The organism is Pseudomonas sp. NFACC25 (genome assembly GCF_900100935.1).
GTDB lineage: Bacteria > Pseudomonadota > Gammaproteobacteria > Pseudomonadales > Pseudomonadaceae > Aquipseudomonas > Aquipseudomonas marginalis.
Map to the genome: position 1 here is coordinate 142,119 of NZ_FMUC01000007.1, position 17,346 is coordinate 159,464.

8 protein-coding genes and 1 pseudogene are annotated in these 17,346 nt (G+C 60.2%); 6 read left to right on the forward strand and 3 right to left on the reverse strand.

The genetic code is table 11. The features are described from left to right. Window positions 1-94: 94 nt before the first annotated feature. The 6 genes and pseudogenes from BLQ09_RS17500 (at window position 95) to BLQ09_RS17520 (ending at window position 11,384) form a co-directional block, all read left to right on the forward strand. A complete protein-coding gene (locus tag BLQ09_RS17500) occupies window positions 95-1,399 on the forward strand; it encodes a CitMHS family transporter (RefSeq protein ID WP_027605832.1) in 1,305 nt (434 codons plus the stop codon). Window positions 1,400-1,499: 100 nt separating this feature from the next. Further along, on the forward strand, window positions 1,500-2,744 hold the full coding sequence (locus tag BLQ09_RS17505) for an OprD family porin (protein ID WP_371263378.1): 1,245 nt from the start codon (window positions 1,500-1,502) through the stop codon (window positions 2,742-2,744). Window positions 2,745-2,827: 83 nt separating this feature from the next. Continuing rightward, window positions 2,828-3,616: pseudogene (locus tag BLQ09_RS31920) on the forward strand (cache domain-containing protein); the annotation flags it as partial. Window positions 3,617-3,718: 102 nt separating this feature from the next. After that, entirely contained in the window at window positions 3,719-4,474 is a 756-nt protein-coding gene (locus BLQ09_RS31925) for a methyl-accepting chemotaxis protein (protein ID WP_371914529.1), read from the forward strand. A 257-nt stretch (window positions 4,475-4,731) separates the two neighbouring features. After that, the gene (locus tag BLQ09_RS17515) at window positions 4,732-5,934 is read left to right on the forward strand and encodes a M48 family metalloprotease (RefSeq protein ID WP_092358039.1); all 1,203 of its coding nucleotides are present in this window, start codon (window positions 4,732-4,734) and stop codon (window positions 5,932-5,934) included. Next, a complete protein-coding gene (locus tag BLQ09_RS17520; RefSeq protein ID WP_092358041.1) occupies window positions 5,922-11,384 on the forward strand; it encodes a WGR domain-containing protein in 5,463 nt (1,820 codons plus the stop codon). Before BLQ09_RS17515 ends, BLQ09_RS17520 begins: the two co-directional genes overlap by 13 nt. A 156-nt stretch (window positions 11,385-11,540) precedes the next feature. Here the strand turns inward: BLQ09_RS17520 and BLQ09_RS17525 are convergent, their stop codons facing one another. From BLQ09_RS17525 to BLQ09_RS17535, 3 genes are read right to left on the reverse strand one after another with little or no spacing between them, the layout of a single operon-like run. Further along, complete coding sequence (locus BLQ09_RS17525; RefSeq protein WP_256568872.1) at window positions 11,541-14,624, reverse strand: efflux RND transporter permease subunit; 3,084 nt, start codon at window positions 14,622-14,624, stop codon at window positions 11,541-11,543. Beyond that, window positions 14,625-15,719, reverse strand: coding sequence for an efflux RND transporter periplasmic adaptor subunit (locus tag BLQ09_RS17530; RefSeq protein ID WP_027605827.1), 1,095 nt, complete (start codon window positions 15,717-15,719; stop codon window positions 14,625-14,627). Next, on the reverse strand, window positions 15,712-17,223 hold the full coding sequence (locus BLQ09_RS17535; RefSeq protein WP_223841582.1) for an efflux transporter outer membrane subunit: 1,512 nt from the start codon (window positions 17,221-17,223) through the stop codon (window positions 15,712-15,714). The genes BLQ09_RS17530 and BLQ09_RS17535 overlap by 8 nt, the downstream gene beginning before the upstream one ends. Window positions 17,224-17,346: the final 123 nt, after the last annotated feature.

Below are 17,346 nucleotides of genomic sequence, written 5' to 3' on the forward strand. Positions count from 1 at the left end.
CCCTCCCCGCCAGGCGCGTTGTGCCGCCCGGCGGGTCAGGGCTCGTGCGCCTCGGCGTCAGCCATTTTTACGATAACAACAAGAGAATCGTCCTATGCTCGCTTTCCTTGGCTTGGCCATGGTGGTCGTATTCACCTATCTCATCATGACGAAGCGCTTGTCGCCCATCGTCGCGCTCACCGTGGTTCCCATCGTCTTCGCGGTGATCGGCGGCTTTGGAGGCACCACTGGCAAGATGATGCTCGACGGCCTGAAAATGGTCGCCCCGTCTGCCGCGTTGCTGCTGTTTGCGATCCTGTTCTTCGGCCTGATGATCGACGCAGGCCTGTTCGACCCGCTGATCCGCAAAATCCTGAAGAGGGTCAATGGCGACCCGATGAAGATCGCCGTAGGCACGGCCCTGCTGTCGTTGCTGGTAGCGCTCGACGGCGACGGCACAACGACTTACATGATCACCTGCGCCGCAATGCTGCCGCTGTATAAACGCATCGGCATGAACCCGATGATCCTGGCAACCATCTCCATGCTGTCGCTGAGCATCATGAGTGGCATGACGCCCTGGGGCGGCCCTGCGACACGGGCTATTGCCGCGTTGGGCCTGGATGCCGGCGAGTACTTCGTGCCGTTGCTGCCGACCATGATCGGCGGTGCCCTGTGGGTGATCTTCACGGCCTTCATACTGGGTCGCGCAGAGCGCAAGCGTATCGGCAACGTGCAGCTGCAAAGCGGCGGCGGCGATTGCTACATCGACGCGATTCTCGAGGACACGCCCCACAAACGTCCGAAGCTGGCCTATGTCAATCTGGTGCTGGTGATCGCGGTGATGGCGGCGCTGGTGATGGGGCTGATGCATTCCGCGATCCTGTTCCTGATCGGCTTCGTGCTCGCGCTGATGATCAACTACCCGCAATTGGACATTCAGAAAGAACGCATCCTGGCGCACTCGGGCAATGCCATGACCGTGGTGTTGCTGGTATTTGCCGCCGGGATCTTTGCCGGGATCTTTTCCGGTACAAAGATGGTGGATGCCCTGGCACAGACCCTTGTCGACTGGATCCCGCCATCCTGGGGCCATCTGTTTCCATTGGTGGTTGCGATCACCAGCATGCCGCTGACCTTTGTACTGTCCAATGACGCCTACTATTTTGGCGTGGTGCCGATCCTGGCCAATGCCGCCGCCGCTTATGGCATCGATCCGGTTGAAATCGCCCGCGCCTCGATCCTGGGCCAGCCCGTTCACCTCATGAGTCCGCTGGTGGCCTCGACCCTGCTGCTGGTGGGCATGGTCGATCGCGATATCGGCGACTTCCAGAAGGCCACCGTCAAATGGGCCGTGCTGACCTCCCTGGTCGTCACCGCCCTGGCCTTGTTGACCGGGGCCATCAGCCTGTTCACCTGATCCCCCCATAACCCCTGCTGCCTTCCAGCGCGCCTCACTCACGAGGCGCGTGCCGACCTGTACCCCAAATAACAACAACGAGTCATTTGCCATGAACCCTATGTATACCCGTCGAGCTTTGTTTTGCGCGTTAGGCCTGGTACCCGTCGCGGCGGCCAACGCCGAAGGTTTTATTGATGACAGCAAGCTCAAGCTGCAACTGCGCAATGTGTATTTCAACGAGAACTTTCGCGACGAGCACGGCTTGAGTGCGCGGGCCGCCAGAACGGCAAAGAGCGAACGCACCGAGTGGGCCCAGGGATTTCTGCTGGACTATCAGTCCGGATTTACCGCGGGCACCCTCGGCTTCGGCGTGGACGCCTTGGGGCTCTATGGGGTAAAGCTCGATTCAGGGCGCGGGCGCAGCGGCACCGGGCTCATGCCGGTGCATGATGACGGGCGGGCGGCCGGCGAGTTTGCCAGCGCCGGCGCTACGGCAAAAGCCAGGTTCGCCAAAACCACGGTCAAGTACGGCACCTTGCTGCCCAAGACGCCGGTGCTGATTTACAACGATGCGCGCTTGTTGCCCCAGACCTACCAGGGCACCCAGGTCAGCAGCAGCGACATCGAGAACCTGACCGTGACCGGCGGGCATCTGGACCGTTTCAAACTGCGCGACTCCACCAACAGCGTGCCGATCGTGCCTGATGGCTACAGCGGGGAAAAGTCCGGAGATTTCAACTACGCCGGGGCTGAGTACAAATGGGGCAAAAACCTGCGCTTGAGTTATTTCTACGGGGAACTCGAGCACTTCTACCGACAGAACTTCGCCGGTGTCCAGCACGACCTGCCGCTGGCCGGTGGCGTGCTGACCAGCGACCTGCGCTACTTCAACAGCGTTGATAGCGGCTCGGCCTATGCAGGCAAAATCGACAATGACATGTTCAGCGGCCAGTTGTCCTACGTGATTGCAGGCCATACCCTCGGTGGCGGCTACCAGGCCCTTCGCGGTGATGCCGGATTACCCTACATCAGCGGCGCGACCGTCTACTCGTTCAGTAATGCCGGCATCGGCAAATTCATTGAGGAGGACGAGAAGACCTGGATGCTCAACTATGGCTACAACTTCGCCGCCGTCGGCGTGCCCGGCCTGACCTTCTCAACGCGCTACCTGAGCGGCAATGACGGCAAGTCCACCACCACAGTCAAGGAATGGGAGCGTGATACCGAGCTGGCTTACGTTGTGCAAGCCGGCACGTTCAAGGGGCTGGGCGTGCGCATGCGCAACTATGTCTACCGTTCTGAGTTCTCCCGCGGCCGCGACAGCAATCGCCTCTACCTCACCTATGACATCGCCCTTTGGTAAGTCGACGATCGCGGCCCTTGCGGCCGCTTTCCTGCAGATTCAGGTGAGGAACCCCACGCATGCTGTTTAAAAACAAAGTACTGATGCTGGTGCTGGCCCCAGTGGTGCTGTTGTCCACGGTGCTGGCGCTGACAACGAGCACCACCTTGCTGTCGAGCGCCGAGCAGGAAGTCACGGCGACCCGGGAACGCCTGCTGGATGAAAGCCGGGAACGCTTGAAAGACTACGCCAACCTTGCCCGAACCTCGGTAGCGGAGCTGTATGCGCAGGCCGAGACGGGGGACACCGCAACGCGTGCGCTGGCGATCGCGCGGCTGTCCCGGATGAAGTATGGGGACGACGGCTATTTTATCGGCTACGACAGTCAGGTCGTGCGCCTGTTTCGTGGTGACAGCAGCGAAGGCGTCGGCACCAACATGAGTGAGCGCAAAGACAGGAACGGGCTTTACCTGAACCGGGAAATGGTTGCCGCCGCGAAGAACGACACCCACTTCGTCAACTATTCGGGGGCCCTGATCAATACGGATAAAGTCGTTCCCAAGCTGGCTTACAGCTTTTACTTGCCGGCCTGGGACATGGTCGTGGTCACCGCGATCAATCTCGACCGAATCGAAAGCCAGGTTGCCCAAGTACGAGGGGAAATCCATCAGCGTGTGCGCAGCCTGGTCTACGGGATAACCGTCATTGCCTTGATTGCGCTCGGGATCACCGGCGTGCTCGCAGGGTTAATGGTTAAAAGCAGCCTGCGTCCCCTGTCGCGGATTCGCGAGCATCTCGATGAGATCGCCGCGGGCGAAGGCGATCTGACGCGGCGCTTACCCATCAGCCGCGACGAGTTCGGCCAGGTGGCCGTGTCGTTCAATGCCTTCGCCGATAAGATTCATGGGCTGGTCGGCCAGATCGTCGGCATGGCCAGAGAATTGAATACGTCCGTGACCCAGGTGGCCGAACAGAGCAAATGCATCGATCAGGTCATGGAACGGCAACGCCAGGAAACCGATCAAGTCGCTGCAGCAATCAATCAGATGTCATCTGCGGCGCAAGAGGTCGCCAACAGTGCCCAGAGCGCTTCAGAGGCAGCAGGCGAAACCGATGTGCAGGCCCAGCACGCCAGGCAGGTCGTCAATGAAAGCATCACCCGGTTGGGCAGCCTGACCGAGGACCTGTCCGCGGGAGGCGCCTCGCTGAAAAGCCTGCAAGGCGATGTAGCAGGCATTGTCACGGTGCTGGATGTGATCCGCTCGATCGCCGAGCAAACCAACCTTCTCGCACTCAATGCCGCGATCGAAGCCGCCCGGGCCGGGGATGCAGGTCGTGGATTTGCCGTGGTTGCCGACGAAGTACGCGCGCTGGCAAGCCGGACGCAACTCAGCACCCAGGAAATTCAAGCGATGATCGAGCGCCTTGACCAGGCCACCACCAAGGTCGTCACTGCAATGAGTCACTCCGGCGCAGCAGGCCATGGCGCCAGCCTGCACGCGGAACAAGCCGGGCAATCGCTGGGCAAGGCGGTCGAGTTGATCGTTACCATCAACACCATGAACGCGCACATCGCCAGCGCCGCGCAAGAGCAGACGTCGGTTGCCGAAGCCATCAATCGCAGCGTCCACCAGATAGCCCGCGCGATTGAAAACGTCGCAGACCAGACCCAAAGCGGCGTACACACGGTCGATGAGCTGTACGCCATCGGTCATCGCCTGGAAGGCCTGTTGAGGCAATTCAAGATTTAACCAGGACGGCGTTCAACCGGGACTGTCATTTTTGCCGAGGCGTTTCTGCCGCTTGAATCGGCCCGGTAGGCGGAGCGAGATGATCGCAACTGCCCAACCCCCTATCGCGCGTTTAACGTATGCACATTCACAAGTAATTTTCCCAGCCCATAGGTATGCTCCGCGTTTATTGCCGATCACTGATACCGGGATGCCAGCCCAAGTCTCTGCTGCTCAGTCGCAGTTTATGGAGCCGTATCCTCAAGGACGCTTGAACGATGAGTACCCTCACGCTGGACATCAGCAACCTGACGCCACTGCCTTACCACCAGCAGGTGGTCGATTACCTGAAAACCAGTGAGTCCGCCGTGTGGAGTTGGGCTTCGTCCCTGGGCGCCCAGCAGGAGCACGCCCAGGATGTGCGCGCGCAATTGCTGCGGGACACCTATCGGCTCAGCCCCGAGACCCACCCGCAGGCCTATCAGGCGTGTGAAACGGCTTTGCAGCAGTTGCAGATCCAGGCGCCCGCCACTTTGTACCAGGCCGGTGATGGCGCGATGAATGCGAGCCTTTATTACCTGGCCGGTGAAGTGCATGTGGTTTTTTACGGACCGATTCTTGAGCGGCTCGATGCCCAGGAGTTACTGGCGTTGCTGGGGCACGAGCTGGCCCATTACCGATTATGGTCGGAGCACGACGGTGACTATCTCACTGCCGAGCGCATTCTCAATCACGCAATGGCCGATGCGTATACGCCGCCAAGCCTGGAGCAGACCGCACGCTTATACAGCCTGCACACCGAAATCTACGCCGACCGGGGCGCTGCGTTGGTAGCCGGCGGGCCAGAGGCGTCAATTACCTCGCTGGTCAAGGTGCACACCGGGCTTGTCAGTGTTGACGCGGCCAACTATCTGCAGCAGGCCCGCGAGCTGGATGACAAGGATGCGCAGTTGTCCCAGGGCGTGTCGCATCCGGAGACGTTTCTACGTTCCCAAGCAGTCGACAGCTGGTGGCGGCAGGTCCCGGATACAGAGGCGTGGCTGCACCGCCGTCTACGCGGGCCGTTGTCGCTCAATCGCCTGGATGTGACCGACCAGGTCGAGCTGACCGCCCTCACCCGCGGCTTTATCGCCAGCTTTATCGGCGCAGCCGTGTTGCAGTCGGAGGTTGTACTCAATCAAGTGCGTGGCTTCTTCCCCGACTGGAAGGACAATGAAGTGCCCCTGGACCTGGGTACGCTGAACGCCGAACGTATCGACGCGAGCATCCACGAATACCTGCACTTCATCATGCTCGACCTGTGCCTGGTCGACCGCGACCTGCGGGATGAAGCATTGCTGCATGCCGCCCGCACCGCGAAGAAACTCGGCAGCGCCGACGACTTTATCAGCGTACTCAAGCGCGATATCAAATTTCCAAAACGTGAGCTCGACCCGCTCGTTCGCGCGCTCAAAGCGGAGGTCGACACATGGACCCAATAACCCCAACCGTCACGTTCACTCAATTGCTGCAGAGCCACGATGGTGCCGCCGTGCCCATCGATGATGTGCTGTTCCTGGCGCTGCCCCTGCTGCGCCAGGTAGCGCAACTGCATGAACTGGGGCGTGTCGCCCAACTCGGTTACCTCGATGTAATACAAGGGCCGGAGCGCTCCCTGCAACTGCGTAACCCCGAGGGCGTGACGCCGCGCCTGGCGCTGGACGCGATCAAGCAGGTGCAGCCCAATCCGGAATCGGCGCTGAATATTGTCGGCAAGGTCCGCCTGGTCCGGGATTCTGAAAGTGGCGTGGCCATTACCGACCTGCAAGTCCAGGAAGACCCGCACCAGGCTATCGACCACCCGGTGTTCCTCACAGAGTTGCACGCTTGGGAGCATCGTCTCGGGCATCACGACGAAATCACCGATATTTTCCAACTCGGCCAGTTGCTGGCGTGCCTGGCCTGCGGCTTGGACTTTGCCGACATCAACGACCTCAAGACGTTTGCCCGGCACCGGCGCAACCTGTTCCAGCTCAATGGCCGGCTCAACCCGGTGCTGGCCAATCTGATCGTCGAGATGACAGAGCTTAACCGCCATGAGCGTGCCACGGATGTCGGCTCGCTGGTACGGCGCCTGGAGTCCTGGCGCGAGCAGCCGGCCAGCCTGGATGTCGAGCGTGTGCTGGCCCAGGCCGAAGGGCCGGCTTCACGGCGCACCGTCGTGCTGGAACACCTGCGCAACCGGCTATTCGACCTGTCGCGGCGCAATCGTCTGCTGTACTTCCGGCCGACCCAAGCCAACGTCAACCTGACCGTCGCCAGCGTACCGCTGGTGATGCGTATTGAAAGCATCCGCCCCGAAGCACTGTGCACCTGGCAGCCGACCTTCGGCGGTTTCTCCGAGCAGGTACTGAGCGGCAAGCCCGTTGGCCTGCAGCAATGGCTACGCTTTGACGACCAGACCTGGCTGCAAGCGTCCCTGGAACGCATCATCCAGGAAACCCGCCGCGACCGCGCCGAGTTCGGCTTCAGCAACCTACGCCTTGTGGTGGCCTTCATGCGCTGGCACAACCTCAAGGACACGCCGGAAGAACGCATTGTCACCCCGCTGCTATGGCTGCCGGTGGAACTGAGCCGCAAGAAAGGTGTGCGCGATCAGTTCATGTTGCAGTGCGATGAAACCGAGGCTGAATTCAACCCGGTATTGCGCCATCAGTTGCGTCAGCTCTACGATATCCAGTTGCCGGAAACCGTCGACCTGCAAAAGACCTCTCTGGAAGACATCCACGCTGATATTGCGCGCCAGATCAAGCTGACCGAGCCCGGCGTTGAGCTGCGCCTGCAAAGCAAGCCGCAAATCGAACTGATCCACCAAAAGGCCGTACAGCACCTGCACCACTTCCAGCGCCGTCGCGCACGTCAGCGCTCGGCCATGCCGTTGGTGAAGCCGGACTTCAGCTACGATCGCGAAGATTACCGCCCGCTGGGCCTGCAACTGTTCCAGCAAAAAGTGCTGCCCAGCGAGTTGCCGCTGCGCCTCGCGGTCGGCGCCAAACCCTCGCTGCGCACCCAGCATCCGCAGATGGTCGCCAGCAGCACCGAAAACAGCACCTTCGCCATGCCCGAAAACCAAGGGCACCGCTACGCATGGGACATCGACCTGACCCAAGTGACACTGGCCAACTTCAACTATCGCAAGATGTCGCTGGTACGCGACTACGCGCAGTTGATCGACGACCCGGCCCAAAACGAAGCGTTTGACCGGATGTTCTCCATCGAACCGAGAGAGGTCGAAGTTCAGGCCCCGGAACCGATCCCGCTGCCGGAACAATGGAACGTAGTGGCCGGCGACGCTACGCAGAACGCTGCCGTCGCACTGGCCCGCACCGGGCGCAACTTCATCATTCAGGGGCCACCCGGCACCGGTAAGTCACAGACCATCACCAACTTGATCGCCGACTATGCGGGGCGCGGCTTGCGGGTCCTGTTCGTGTGCGAAAAGCGCGCCGCACTGGATGTGGTATTCCACCGTCTGCAACAGAGTGAACTGGGCGAATTGTGCTGCCTGATTCACGATTCCCAGACGGACAAAAAAGCCTTCGTTGGCAACCTGCGCGAGTGTTATGAGCGCTGGATTGCCGGCGATGCCCAATCGCCCCAGCTCCAAGCACGACGCAGCGCCACGCTGAGCACCCTGAGCCAACAACTGGGCCTGATTGAGCGCTTTGAACAGGTTATGGCCGGCGTTCCAGAGACGCTGGCTTGCTCGGTGCGTGAGTTGGTGCGTCATTTGATCGACCTGCCGGCTGTTGCAACAAAACTGCCACCCGAAGTTATGGAGCGGTTGCCCGAATGGCGTCACTGGCAGGCACATAGTGAGCTGATGGGGCGCGTGTATCAGGCGATCAACGAACGCTTTGGCCTCGACAGTTTCGCGCGTCACCCCTTCAGCCGCCTCGGCGCAAGCCTGGTTACCCACGAACACGCCTATGGCCAACTCAAGGCATTCCTGGATGAAGCCTGCGGGCTCATGGACAGCGTCGAGCAGTTTCTGGAGGCATCGTCGAGCCTGCTTTCCAATGACACCCGCCTGGACGATGCGCGGGTACTGACCCAGGCTGCCGAACAACTGAGCGGCGCCAATCTGGCCTCGCACCTCGACCTGCTGGAGCCCGGCTCACCGGGCTCCCAGGCGCTGCATGCGGAACAGGCGGCATTGCAGACCCTGGCCGTGCAGCAACACAACGCCAGTGAAGCCAACCATTTTTGGCGCGACAAACTCGCCCCCCAGGACACTGACGCCGCCCGGGAGCTGGTGCAGCGTCTGGAAGGTTCGCTGTTGCGTTGGCTGAAACCGTCCTGGTGGCGACTACGTGGCGAACTGCAACGACGCTATGACTTCAGCCAGCACGCGATCCGCCCAAGCTATCGCAGCGTGCTCGACAACCTGGCCGGCGAACACCGCGCCACCGCCGAGCTGCAGGCCGAGCAGCAGCGGTTGCAAAGCCGCTACGGTGTCCGGGATATCGATGTGTTCGTGCAACACCTGCAAGCCCTGCTCCAGCAATTGAGCACATCACCCTTATTGCGCCAGTGGGTCGAAGGCCAGCGCGCAAATCCGAACGCCTTGGCCAGCGTGCGTCAGGAAGCCAGCCTGCACCAGCCATTGGCACGCCTGGCCGAGTTGGTTGCGCAACATTGTGCATTCCAACCGGCGCCAAGCTTGGGAGTGCTGGCTGAATACCTGCGCGACCTGCGTGAAGAAATCGACGAACTGCCCGACACCCTCCCTCTGCTCAATGAACTGTACCAGGCCGATTCCGCCTGCCTGATGGCCATGCAACAGCACGCCCTGCCGCAACCGGCGCTGGATGGATTGATTGCCCAGGAGAACCTGACCCGTTTGTATCGCGCCAACCCGCAACTGGCACGCTTCGACGGCCCGGCGTTGAGCCTGGCAGTCCGTCAGGTCAGCCAAGCTGAAAGCAACCTGCTCAAGCACAACGCCCATGTACTCAGTGCCACGCTGCATCAGCGCTTTCTGGAAAATGTGAAGCAGTCGGCGATGTCGGTGACCCAACTGGATGCCCAGGCCCGTGAGTTCAAGAAAACCTATGCCAAGGGCCGCCGCGAACTGGAGCATGAGCTGGGCAAGACCATGCGTTACCGCTCCATCCGCGAAATGGCGAGTGGCGACAGTGGCCGGGTGATCAACGACCTCAAGCCCATTTGGCTGATGAGCCCGCTGTCGGTGTCCGACACGCTGCCACTGACGCCGGACCTGTTCGACGTGGTGATTTTCGACGAAGCCAGCCAGATCCCCAGCGAAGAAGCCGTGCCGGCCTTGAGCCGTGCGCAGCAGGTGATCGTGGTGGGCGACGAGATGCAATTGCCACCCACCAACTTCTTCTCCAGCGCCGGCGACCAGGACGATAACGAACTGGTTGCCATGGAAGACGGCGAGCAGATTGCGATCAACCTCGATGCCGACAGCCTGCTGAGCCAGGCCGCGCGTAATTTGCCGGCGACCTTGCTTGCCTGGCACTACCGCAGCCGCCATGAAGCGCTGATCAGCTTCTCCAACGCCGCCTTCTACGAAGGGCGGTTGATCACCATCCCCGACCGTCGCATCGAACGCCCTGCCCCTGCCCATGCGGCGCTGGACTCCACGGACGCCCAGGCAGTGATGCAGGGCGCCGACACACTGCTCGACAGCCCGATCAGCTTTTTGAAGATGAGCGATGGCGTTTACCTCAGCCGCAGTAACCTGGCCGAAGCGCGTTATATCGCCAACCTGGTGCGTGAGCTGCTGCAACGTGAGACCGGCCTTAGCCTGGGGATCGTGGCTTTTTCGGAAGCCCAACAGGGCGCCATCGAGCAGGCCCTGGAGGACTTGGCCGCCAGTGACTCGGCCTTTGCCACTCGCCTTGAGCGCGAGTATGTGCGTGAAGATGCCGGGCAGTTCAATGGCCTGTTCGTCAAGAACCTCGAGAACGTTCAGGGTGATGAACGCGACGTGATCATCCTGAGTATCTGCTACGCGCCCGGACCGAACGGCAAGATGCTGATGAACTTTGGCCCGATCAACCAGCGCGGAGGGGAAAAACGCCTCAATGTGATCTTCAGCCGTGCGCGCAAGCGCATGGCGATCGTTTCCAGCATTGAGGCAGAGGCCATCACCAACACCCACAACGACGGTGCTGCGGCACTGCGCGCTTTCCTGCAGTTCGCCCAGGCCAGCGCCAGTGGGGATGCGCTGCGCTCCCAGGGTATCCTCGCCAACCTCAACCCAGGCGCCAAGCAATCCTTTGCCGTCAGCCTGCCCAAGGACAGCCTGCGCGGAGCCATCGCCGTCGCGTTGCGCAAACGCGGGCATACGGTGCAGGAGTATGTCGGGCGTTCGCAGTTCCGCTGCGACCTGGCGATCAGCGACGCCAGCGGTGAGCACTTCAGCCTTGGCGTGCTGCTGGACGGCGATACGACGCACGCGACTGACGTGAGAGAGCGTTATATCTTCCGCCCGACCGTGCTGCGCAGTTTCGGCTGGAAGATCATCGACGTGCTCAGTCATGACTGGCTGCGGGACCCAATGGACGTGCTGAATCGTATTGAAGCGCTGTTAAGGAATGATGAGGTGCCCGCGCTGCCAGAGCCTGAACCGGAAGTGGAACCTGCAGCGGTTGAAGTCGAGCCGCCGCCAGCCACTGAAGCAGCGATTCCGATGCGCGAGTTCACCTTTGGGGAAGGTAACTCCAACAAGTTCTGGCGTATCGGCGTCACAGACGCAGAGGTCGTGGTGAGCTTTGGCCGTATCGGCACCAAGGGCCAGACCCTGATCAAGTCCCTCGACAGCCCCGAACGGGCAGAGCGCGAAGCGCAAAAGCTGATCGCGGAGAAACTGCGCAAAGGGTATCAGGAGCAGGCGGGGCTCGATCACACCGAGCCGCGCTGAGTCGATCCGGCATTGTGCGCCCTCCTGCTCCAATACCATCAACGTGCGCTTTCCCCGCATTTTTTGATCGGGCGTGCCCTAACGTTGAAAGCTAAGCAGACGTCATCCGAAGCCCCCTCCGGGGCTACGAATGACCGCCGACTTCGTCACCAGTATTTAGCGCTCCACGGCCTGGGCGCTATCGGACCAAGGAAGAAACCATCGCTGTAACAAGCGCTCCAGATCATCCACATACGTGAACGCGACCGGCACGACCAGCAGACTTAAAGCGGTTGACGTTACCAATCCACCAATCACCGCGATGGCCATAGGCTGACGGAAGCTGGCATCCGCTCCCAGCCCCAGTGCAATGGGCAGCATGCCCGCGATCATTGCCAAGGTCGTCATAACAATGGGCCGGACACGTTTGTGACATGCATTAACCAAGGCATCGAAAACGGACAGGCGTTGCTGGTGAATGCCCATCACGGCGTACTCTACTAGGAGGATAGAGTTTTTGGTCACAATGCCCATCAACATCACAAGACCTATCATGGACGGCAGGCTTAGCATGCCTCGGGTCACGAGCAGTGCGACAAAGGCCCCACCCACTGAAAGCGGGATGGCGAAGAGAATGGTCAGTGGTTGAAAGAAGTCACGGAAAAGAAGCACCAGCACGCAGTACACGCAGAACACCCCGATGACAATGGCCATGCCGAACCCACCCATCAGCTCAGCCATGATTTCCGCATCGCCGGTTTCGATCAGCTTGACGCTGGTGGGCATAGCCTGGATCGCGGGTAAAGCTTTAGCCAGGGTCAGCGCCTGCCCTAACGGCATGCCCCCCAGGTCTGCACTGACGGTGGCGTACCTGCGGCGGTCATAACGGTCAATCTGCGTAGGGCCACTCTCTACCGTCAGGCTGGCAACACTGGATAAGGGGATCAAGCCATCGCGACCACGAACCCGAAGATTAGCTATCGTTTCAAGGTCCTGTCTTGAGGTATCTGGAATTCGCACCTGAATCGCTACCTGACGATTGTCCAGGTTTAGCTTGGCCATTTTTGCGTCAAAGTCCCCATTGGTTGCAATGCGAACCGTCTCACCAATGGTTGATGTAGTAACACCACGTTCCGCTGCCTGCTGAGCGTCGGGGCGTACGATGATCTCGGGGCGCTCCAGGCTTGCCGTGGAGGTGATGTTGGCAAGACCCGGGACATCGCGAAGTTGCCGCTCCAGCGCCTGCGCTGTAGTTTTCAGCGCTGCTTTATCGTCACTGGAGAGAATCAGCGAGAGTTTCTCCCCCAGCCCCCCCGAGCCGATTGAAAAGCGGGCTCCGGGTACATCGCGCAGCGCGACGCGTACCTGAGTTTCGATCTCAACCTGGGCTGGGCGCGTGCCGCGAGGAGAAAGTACCATCGTCATGGTCGCCCTGCGTAATTCTGCCGCCTGTGTCTGCCCGCGTCCGGCAGGTTGGGCGACCCCCACGCTGGTCATTACATGCTCGATGCCGGGAATATGCTGGATTGCACGACTCACCGCTCCCGTCGTCGCTCGGGTCGCCTCCAAGCTGCTGCCAGGGGGCAACTCAATATTGATATTGCTATAGCCCTTGTCGGAGGCCGGCATCAGACCTGTCTCAAGCAGTGGCACAACCGCGATCGAAGCAGCGAATATAAGGACCGTACCCAACAGCGTGAGGCGCCTATGGGTAAGACACCATTTCACTGCGCTGAGGTAGCGTGTCATCAGCACGCCGTCCTTGGCCTCAACATGACCGCTATGGGTCTTGAGCAGATAGGCTGCCATCATTGGGGTCAGCACCCTGGCAACCAGCAATGAGGAGAGGACCGCCACCACCGCGGTCCAGCCGAACTGCTTGAAAAATAGTCCCGGTATGCCACTCATCATGGCGGTGGGTAAAAACACCACGACAAGGGTCATGGTGGTCGCCATAACCGCCAAGGCAATTTCGGTTACAGCATCACCGGCGGCCTGTTTGATCGGTTTGCCCATACGACTGTGACGCTCGATATTCTCAATCTCGACAATAGCGTCGTCCACCAAAATACCCACGATTACTGCCAATGCGAGCAGGGTCAGGGTATTGAGCGAGTAGCCAAGCCAGCTCATGACCAGGAACGTTGGCAGGATAGACAAGGGCAAGGCTGAAGCCGAAATCAAGGTTGCACGCCAGTCGCGCAGGAACCACCACACCACCAGCACGGCCAGTAGCGCGCCCTCGTAGAGCATGTGCATCGATCCTTCGTACTGCTCACGCGTATAGTCGACGGTTCCGCAGACCTTGGTAAAACTCAGGCTTGGATCGGTGCCGTGAAGCTTGTTGAGTGCGTCGGCCACACCGGCCGCCACTCGCGTCTCATCGAAATCCTTGGCACGGAATATCCTGAATCCGACCACGGGTTTGCCGTCCAGGGTGGCGATCTGAGTCCGGTCCGCGTAGCCATCCTTAACCACCGCGACCTGGTCCAGGTTGACGCGTCGCCCACTCTCCAGCACCACCGGCAGGCTGTTCAGTTCGGCAGCTGTACGCACAGTCGCAATGGTGCGCACCGCCTGTTCAGTGCCCCCCACCTGCCCTCTTCCGCCAGACGACTCTTGCTCAACCGTTTTCAACGCCCGTGATACATCCGCAGCTGTTGCCCCCATGGCAGCCAAGCTTGCCGGATCCACCTCTACCAATACTTGACGCTGGACACCGCCGACCCGCTCGAACTTGCCGATACCGGGCACGCCCAGGATAGTCTTGTTAATGGTGTCATCCACAAACCAGGACAGGGCCTCTTCGTCCATTCGCGAAGACGCCACGGCGTAGAGCAAGGTCGCCTCATCACCACCCACCCGCACCGCACTTATAGAGGGCTGCTCCAAGTCGCCAGGCAGATCGGAACGCACTTTATCCACTGCGTCTTTGGTTTCAATCAGGGCATCGGAGAGTTTCTTTTCCAGGATGAACTCAACGTTAATCGTGACCAGCCCGTCGACGATGGAGGTGCTGATGTGTTTGATACCTGACAACGTCGCCAGGGAATTCTCGACCTTACGTGCAACCTCGGTTTCCATTTGAGCTGGCGCAGCGCCAGGTTGCGTCAAAGCGATAACGACCGTTGGGAGATCAATGTCCGGCATGTTGGCAATTGGCAAGGCACGAAAGCCAAGGATCCCGGCCAAGGAAAGCAGGATAAAAAGCAGGATGGACGGAATGGGATTACGGATAGACCACGTGGCAAAGTTCATCATTCACTCCTGGGCCGCAACCGGCGCTGCGGTAACGTGGACCCGATCGCCGTCGTTCAAGAAGCCGGCGCCTTGCACGACGACTTTGTCTGTAACACCAAGCCCTAAAAGGATTTCCACCTCGGCGTTTTGTCGACGCCCCACGATCACTGGCTGCATACCGATGCGGTCACCCTCGAGCAGTTTGGGCACATAGCTGCGACCATCGCGGATCACTACGCTTGCAGCCGGTACCACCAGAGCGGAGCTTTCAGCGACGACGACCCTCCCTCTTGGATACATGCCAGCTCTTGCCAGGCTGCCGGGTTCAATATCCGCATAGACAATACCGAGCCTGGTCTGGCTATCCAGGCTGGGCGCCAGCTCGCGCGCTACCGCTACGGCTGAGGTACCGTCAGGCAATACCAGGCTGATACGCTGGCCGGGTTTGACTTGGGATAGCTGCACAGCTGTCAGTTCACCACGCCATTCCAGGCGACTTTGGCGAATCATTCGAAATAGCTCTTGTCCCGTCCCATACACCGCACCCACCGTTGCACTACGGGCGCTGATAACGCCATCATCCGGGGCGATCACTTTGGCGTACCGTATTTGCAAAAGCGTTCCTCGCAGCAATGCCTTCGCAACACCGGCCTGGGTCACATACTGGAGAACGTCCTGCTCACTCATGCCGCCAGTACCCTTGAGCTGCAAAGCGCGCTGGCTATTGGCTTCGGCCTGTTGCCAGGACGCCCTTAGCCGTGACTCGTCGGCACCCAACAGGTCGGCATCGAAAGTCGCCAGCAATTGCCCGCGCTTAACGCGGTCCCCCACGTTCACGAGCATTTCAGCCAATCTCAAGCCCGATACCTGGGAACCGATGATTGCCTCCTCCCATGGGGCAATAACCCCGCTGGCCTCAAGCGTTGCAGGCCACTGCACCAGCGTTGCTGTGGTGGTAGTCACAGCCATCGCGACGGCAGGCTGCATGGGTGCCAGCGTGGCGTTGGAGTGAGCGGTGAAGAACAGGACACCGCCGACCATCGCCCCAATGCATAGGGCAACGACACTGACTGACCTGCGGCCGAGACGGCCCGAAGAAAAAAACAAGTTATTCATGGGCTGTGTTGTCCGGAATTAGGGCGATTGCTCCGCCGGTGGCTTTGACTAGGGATATCCAGGCCTGAGCCTGGTCGCGACGCGCAGAAATCTGCGCGTCCTGTGCCGAGGCGAACTGGCGGCGACTGTCTTCGAGTTCGAACAGGCTGACAGCGCCAACCTTCCACTGAGCATCGGAAGCCAGCAGTGTGGTGCAAGCAGCGATCACACCTTCTCGGGTCGATGCACCCCGTAATTCGGCCGATGCCTGAGCAGCAATAGCGTTTTCCACGTCCTGAACGGTAGTGCGCAACGTGCCTTGCAGACTGGTTACTGCGCGCCTGTAGCGAGCGTCAGCGACTTTCACATTCGCAGCGCCTGTACCGCCATCGAACAGCGTGCCGCTCAGGCTGGGGCCAATGGACCACGTGTTGAAATCAAGACTGGAGCCTGCGGCGCGGATCCATTGACCGGTCAATGCTGCCGTCAGATCAATACGCGGCAGGCGGTTTGCGCGAGCAACAGCGATATCTGCCCAGGCAGCGGCGACTTCACGCTCAGCCGAGATAACATCCGGGTGTTGCACCAACACCGTTGCAGGCATTGCAGGTACCGCCGCCGGCGCTCGTGGCATGAACACGGGCGCCGCATCAGGCGTTGACGGAGCAACACCTACCAATGTCTTAACCCTGCTAGAACTCTGGCCGCTGAGGGCCACCAAAGCGTTCACCTGGCGAGCGCACTGTTCTTGCTGAGTCGCCAGATTGGTACGGGACGTCGCAAGGCCCGTGAGTATGCGAGCTTCGTCAACCGCAGCGGCAAAGCCGCTTTGCAGACGTCGTCGAGTCAGGGCGAGGGTTCTTTCCCGGGAAGCGATGTCATCAACCAGCACACGCCGACTGTTTTCGCAGGCACGCAGAGTCAGCACATCGTTCGCGATATCGGCTACCAGGGTCAGTCGCGTTGATGCGGCATCAGCCGTGCGAGCATCAAGGCGGTTCTGAGAAGCTTCAACCGACTCCCGAACCCGTCCGAAAAGATCAATCTCCCAGCTGAAGCTCGGCCCAACCGAAGCCGAGGTGCCAAGCACAGTGGTGCTGGAAGAAAAAGGAGACGTGTTCTGGCTTTGCTCCCGCGTCAAGCTCGCACTCGCACCGATGGTGGGCAGCGTATCTGCGGTAGTCACTCCCAGCGTCCCACGGGCTTCGTCGATACGCATAAGCGCTTGAAGCAACGTTGGGTTATCAGCAAGCGCCTTATCGATCAACTCGTCGACAGCATCATCACCGAGCTTCCGCCACCAGGGCTTTGCCGCCAGTGAAGGCTGATTGTCCTCGGGCGCCGACGCCCCAGACCAACCGGAGGGCGTGGCCAGGGTCGGCTTGGTATAGGCCGGCTGCAACGAACAACCACCAGATGCCAACAGCGATGCAGCGAATGCATACATCGCCAGCCGCCTGCAGCGCACCCACGCGTGCCCGTTACGCTTGGCACGACTGGCGTCACGTTTGATTTTTGAAGTCATCTCAGATAACCGAAAATAAAGCACGTTAAGACCTTAACGGCAGACGCAAAGCCTTAAGCTGGCGCGTCGAGAGTCAAGTCGACTCATCGTGGGCGGCAGCAACTTATTCTTTACCGTCAAAGC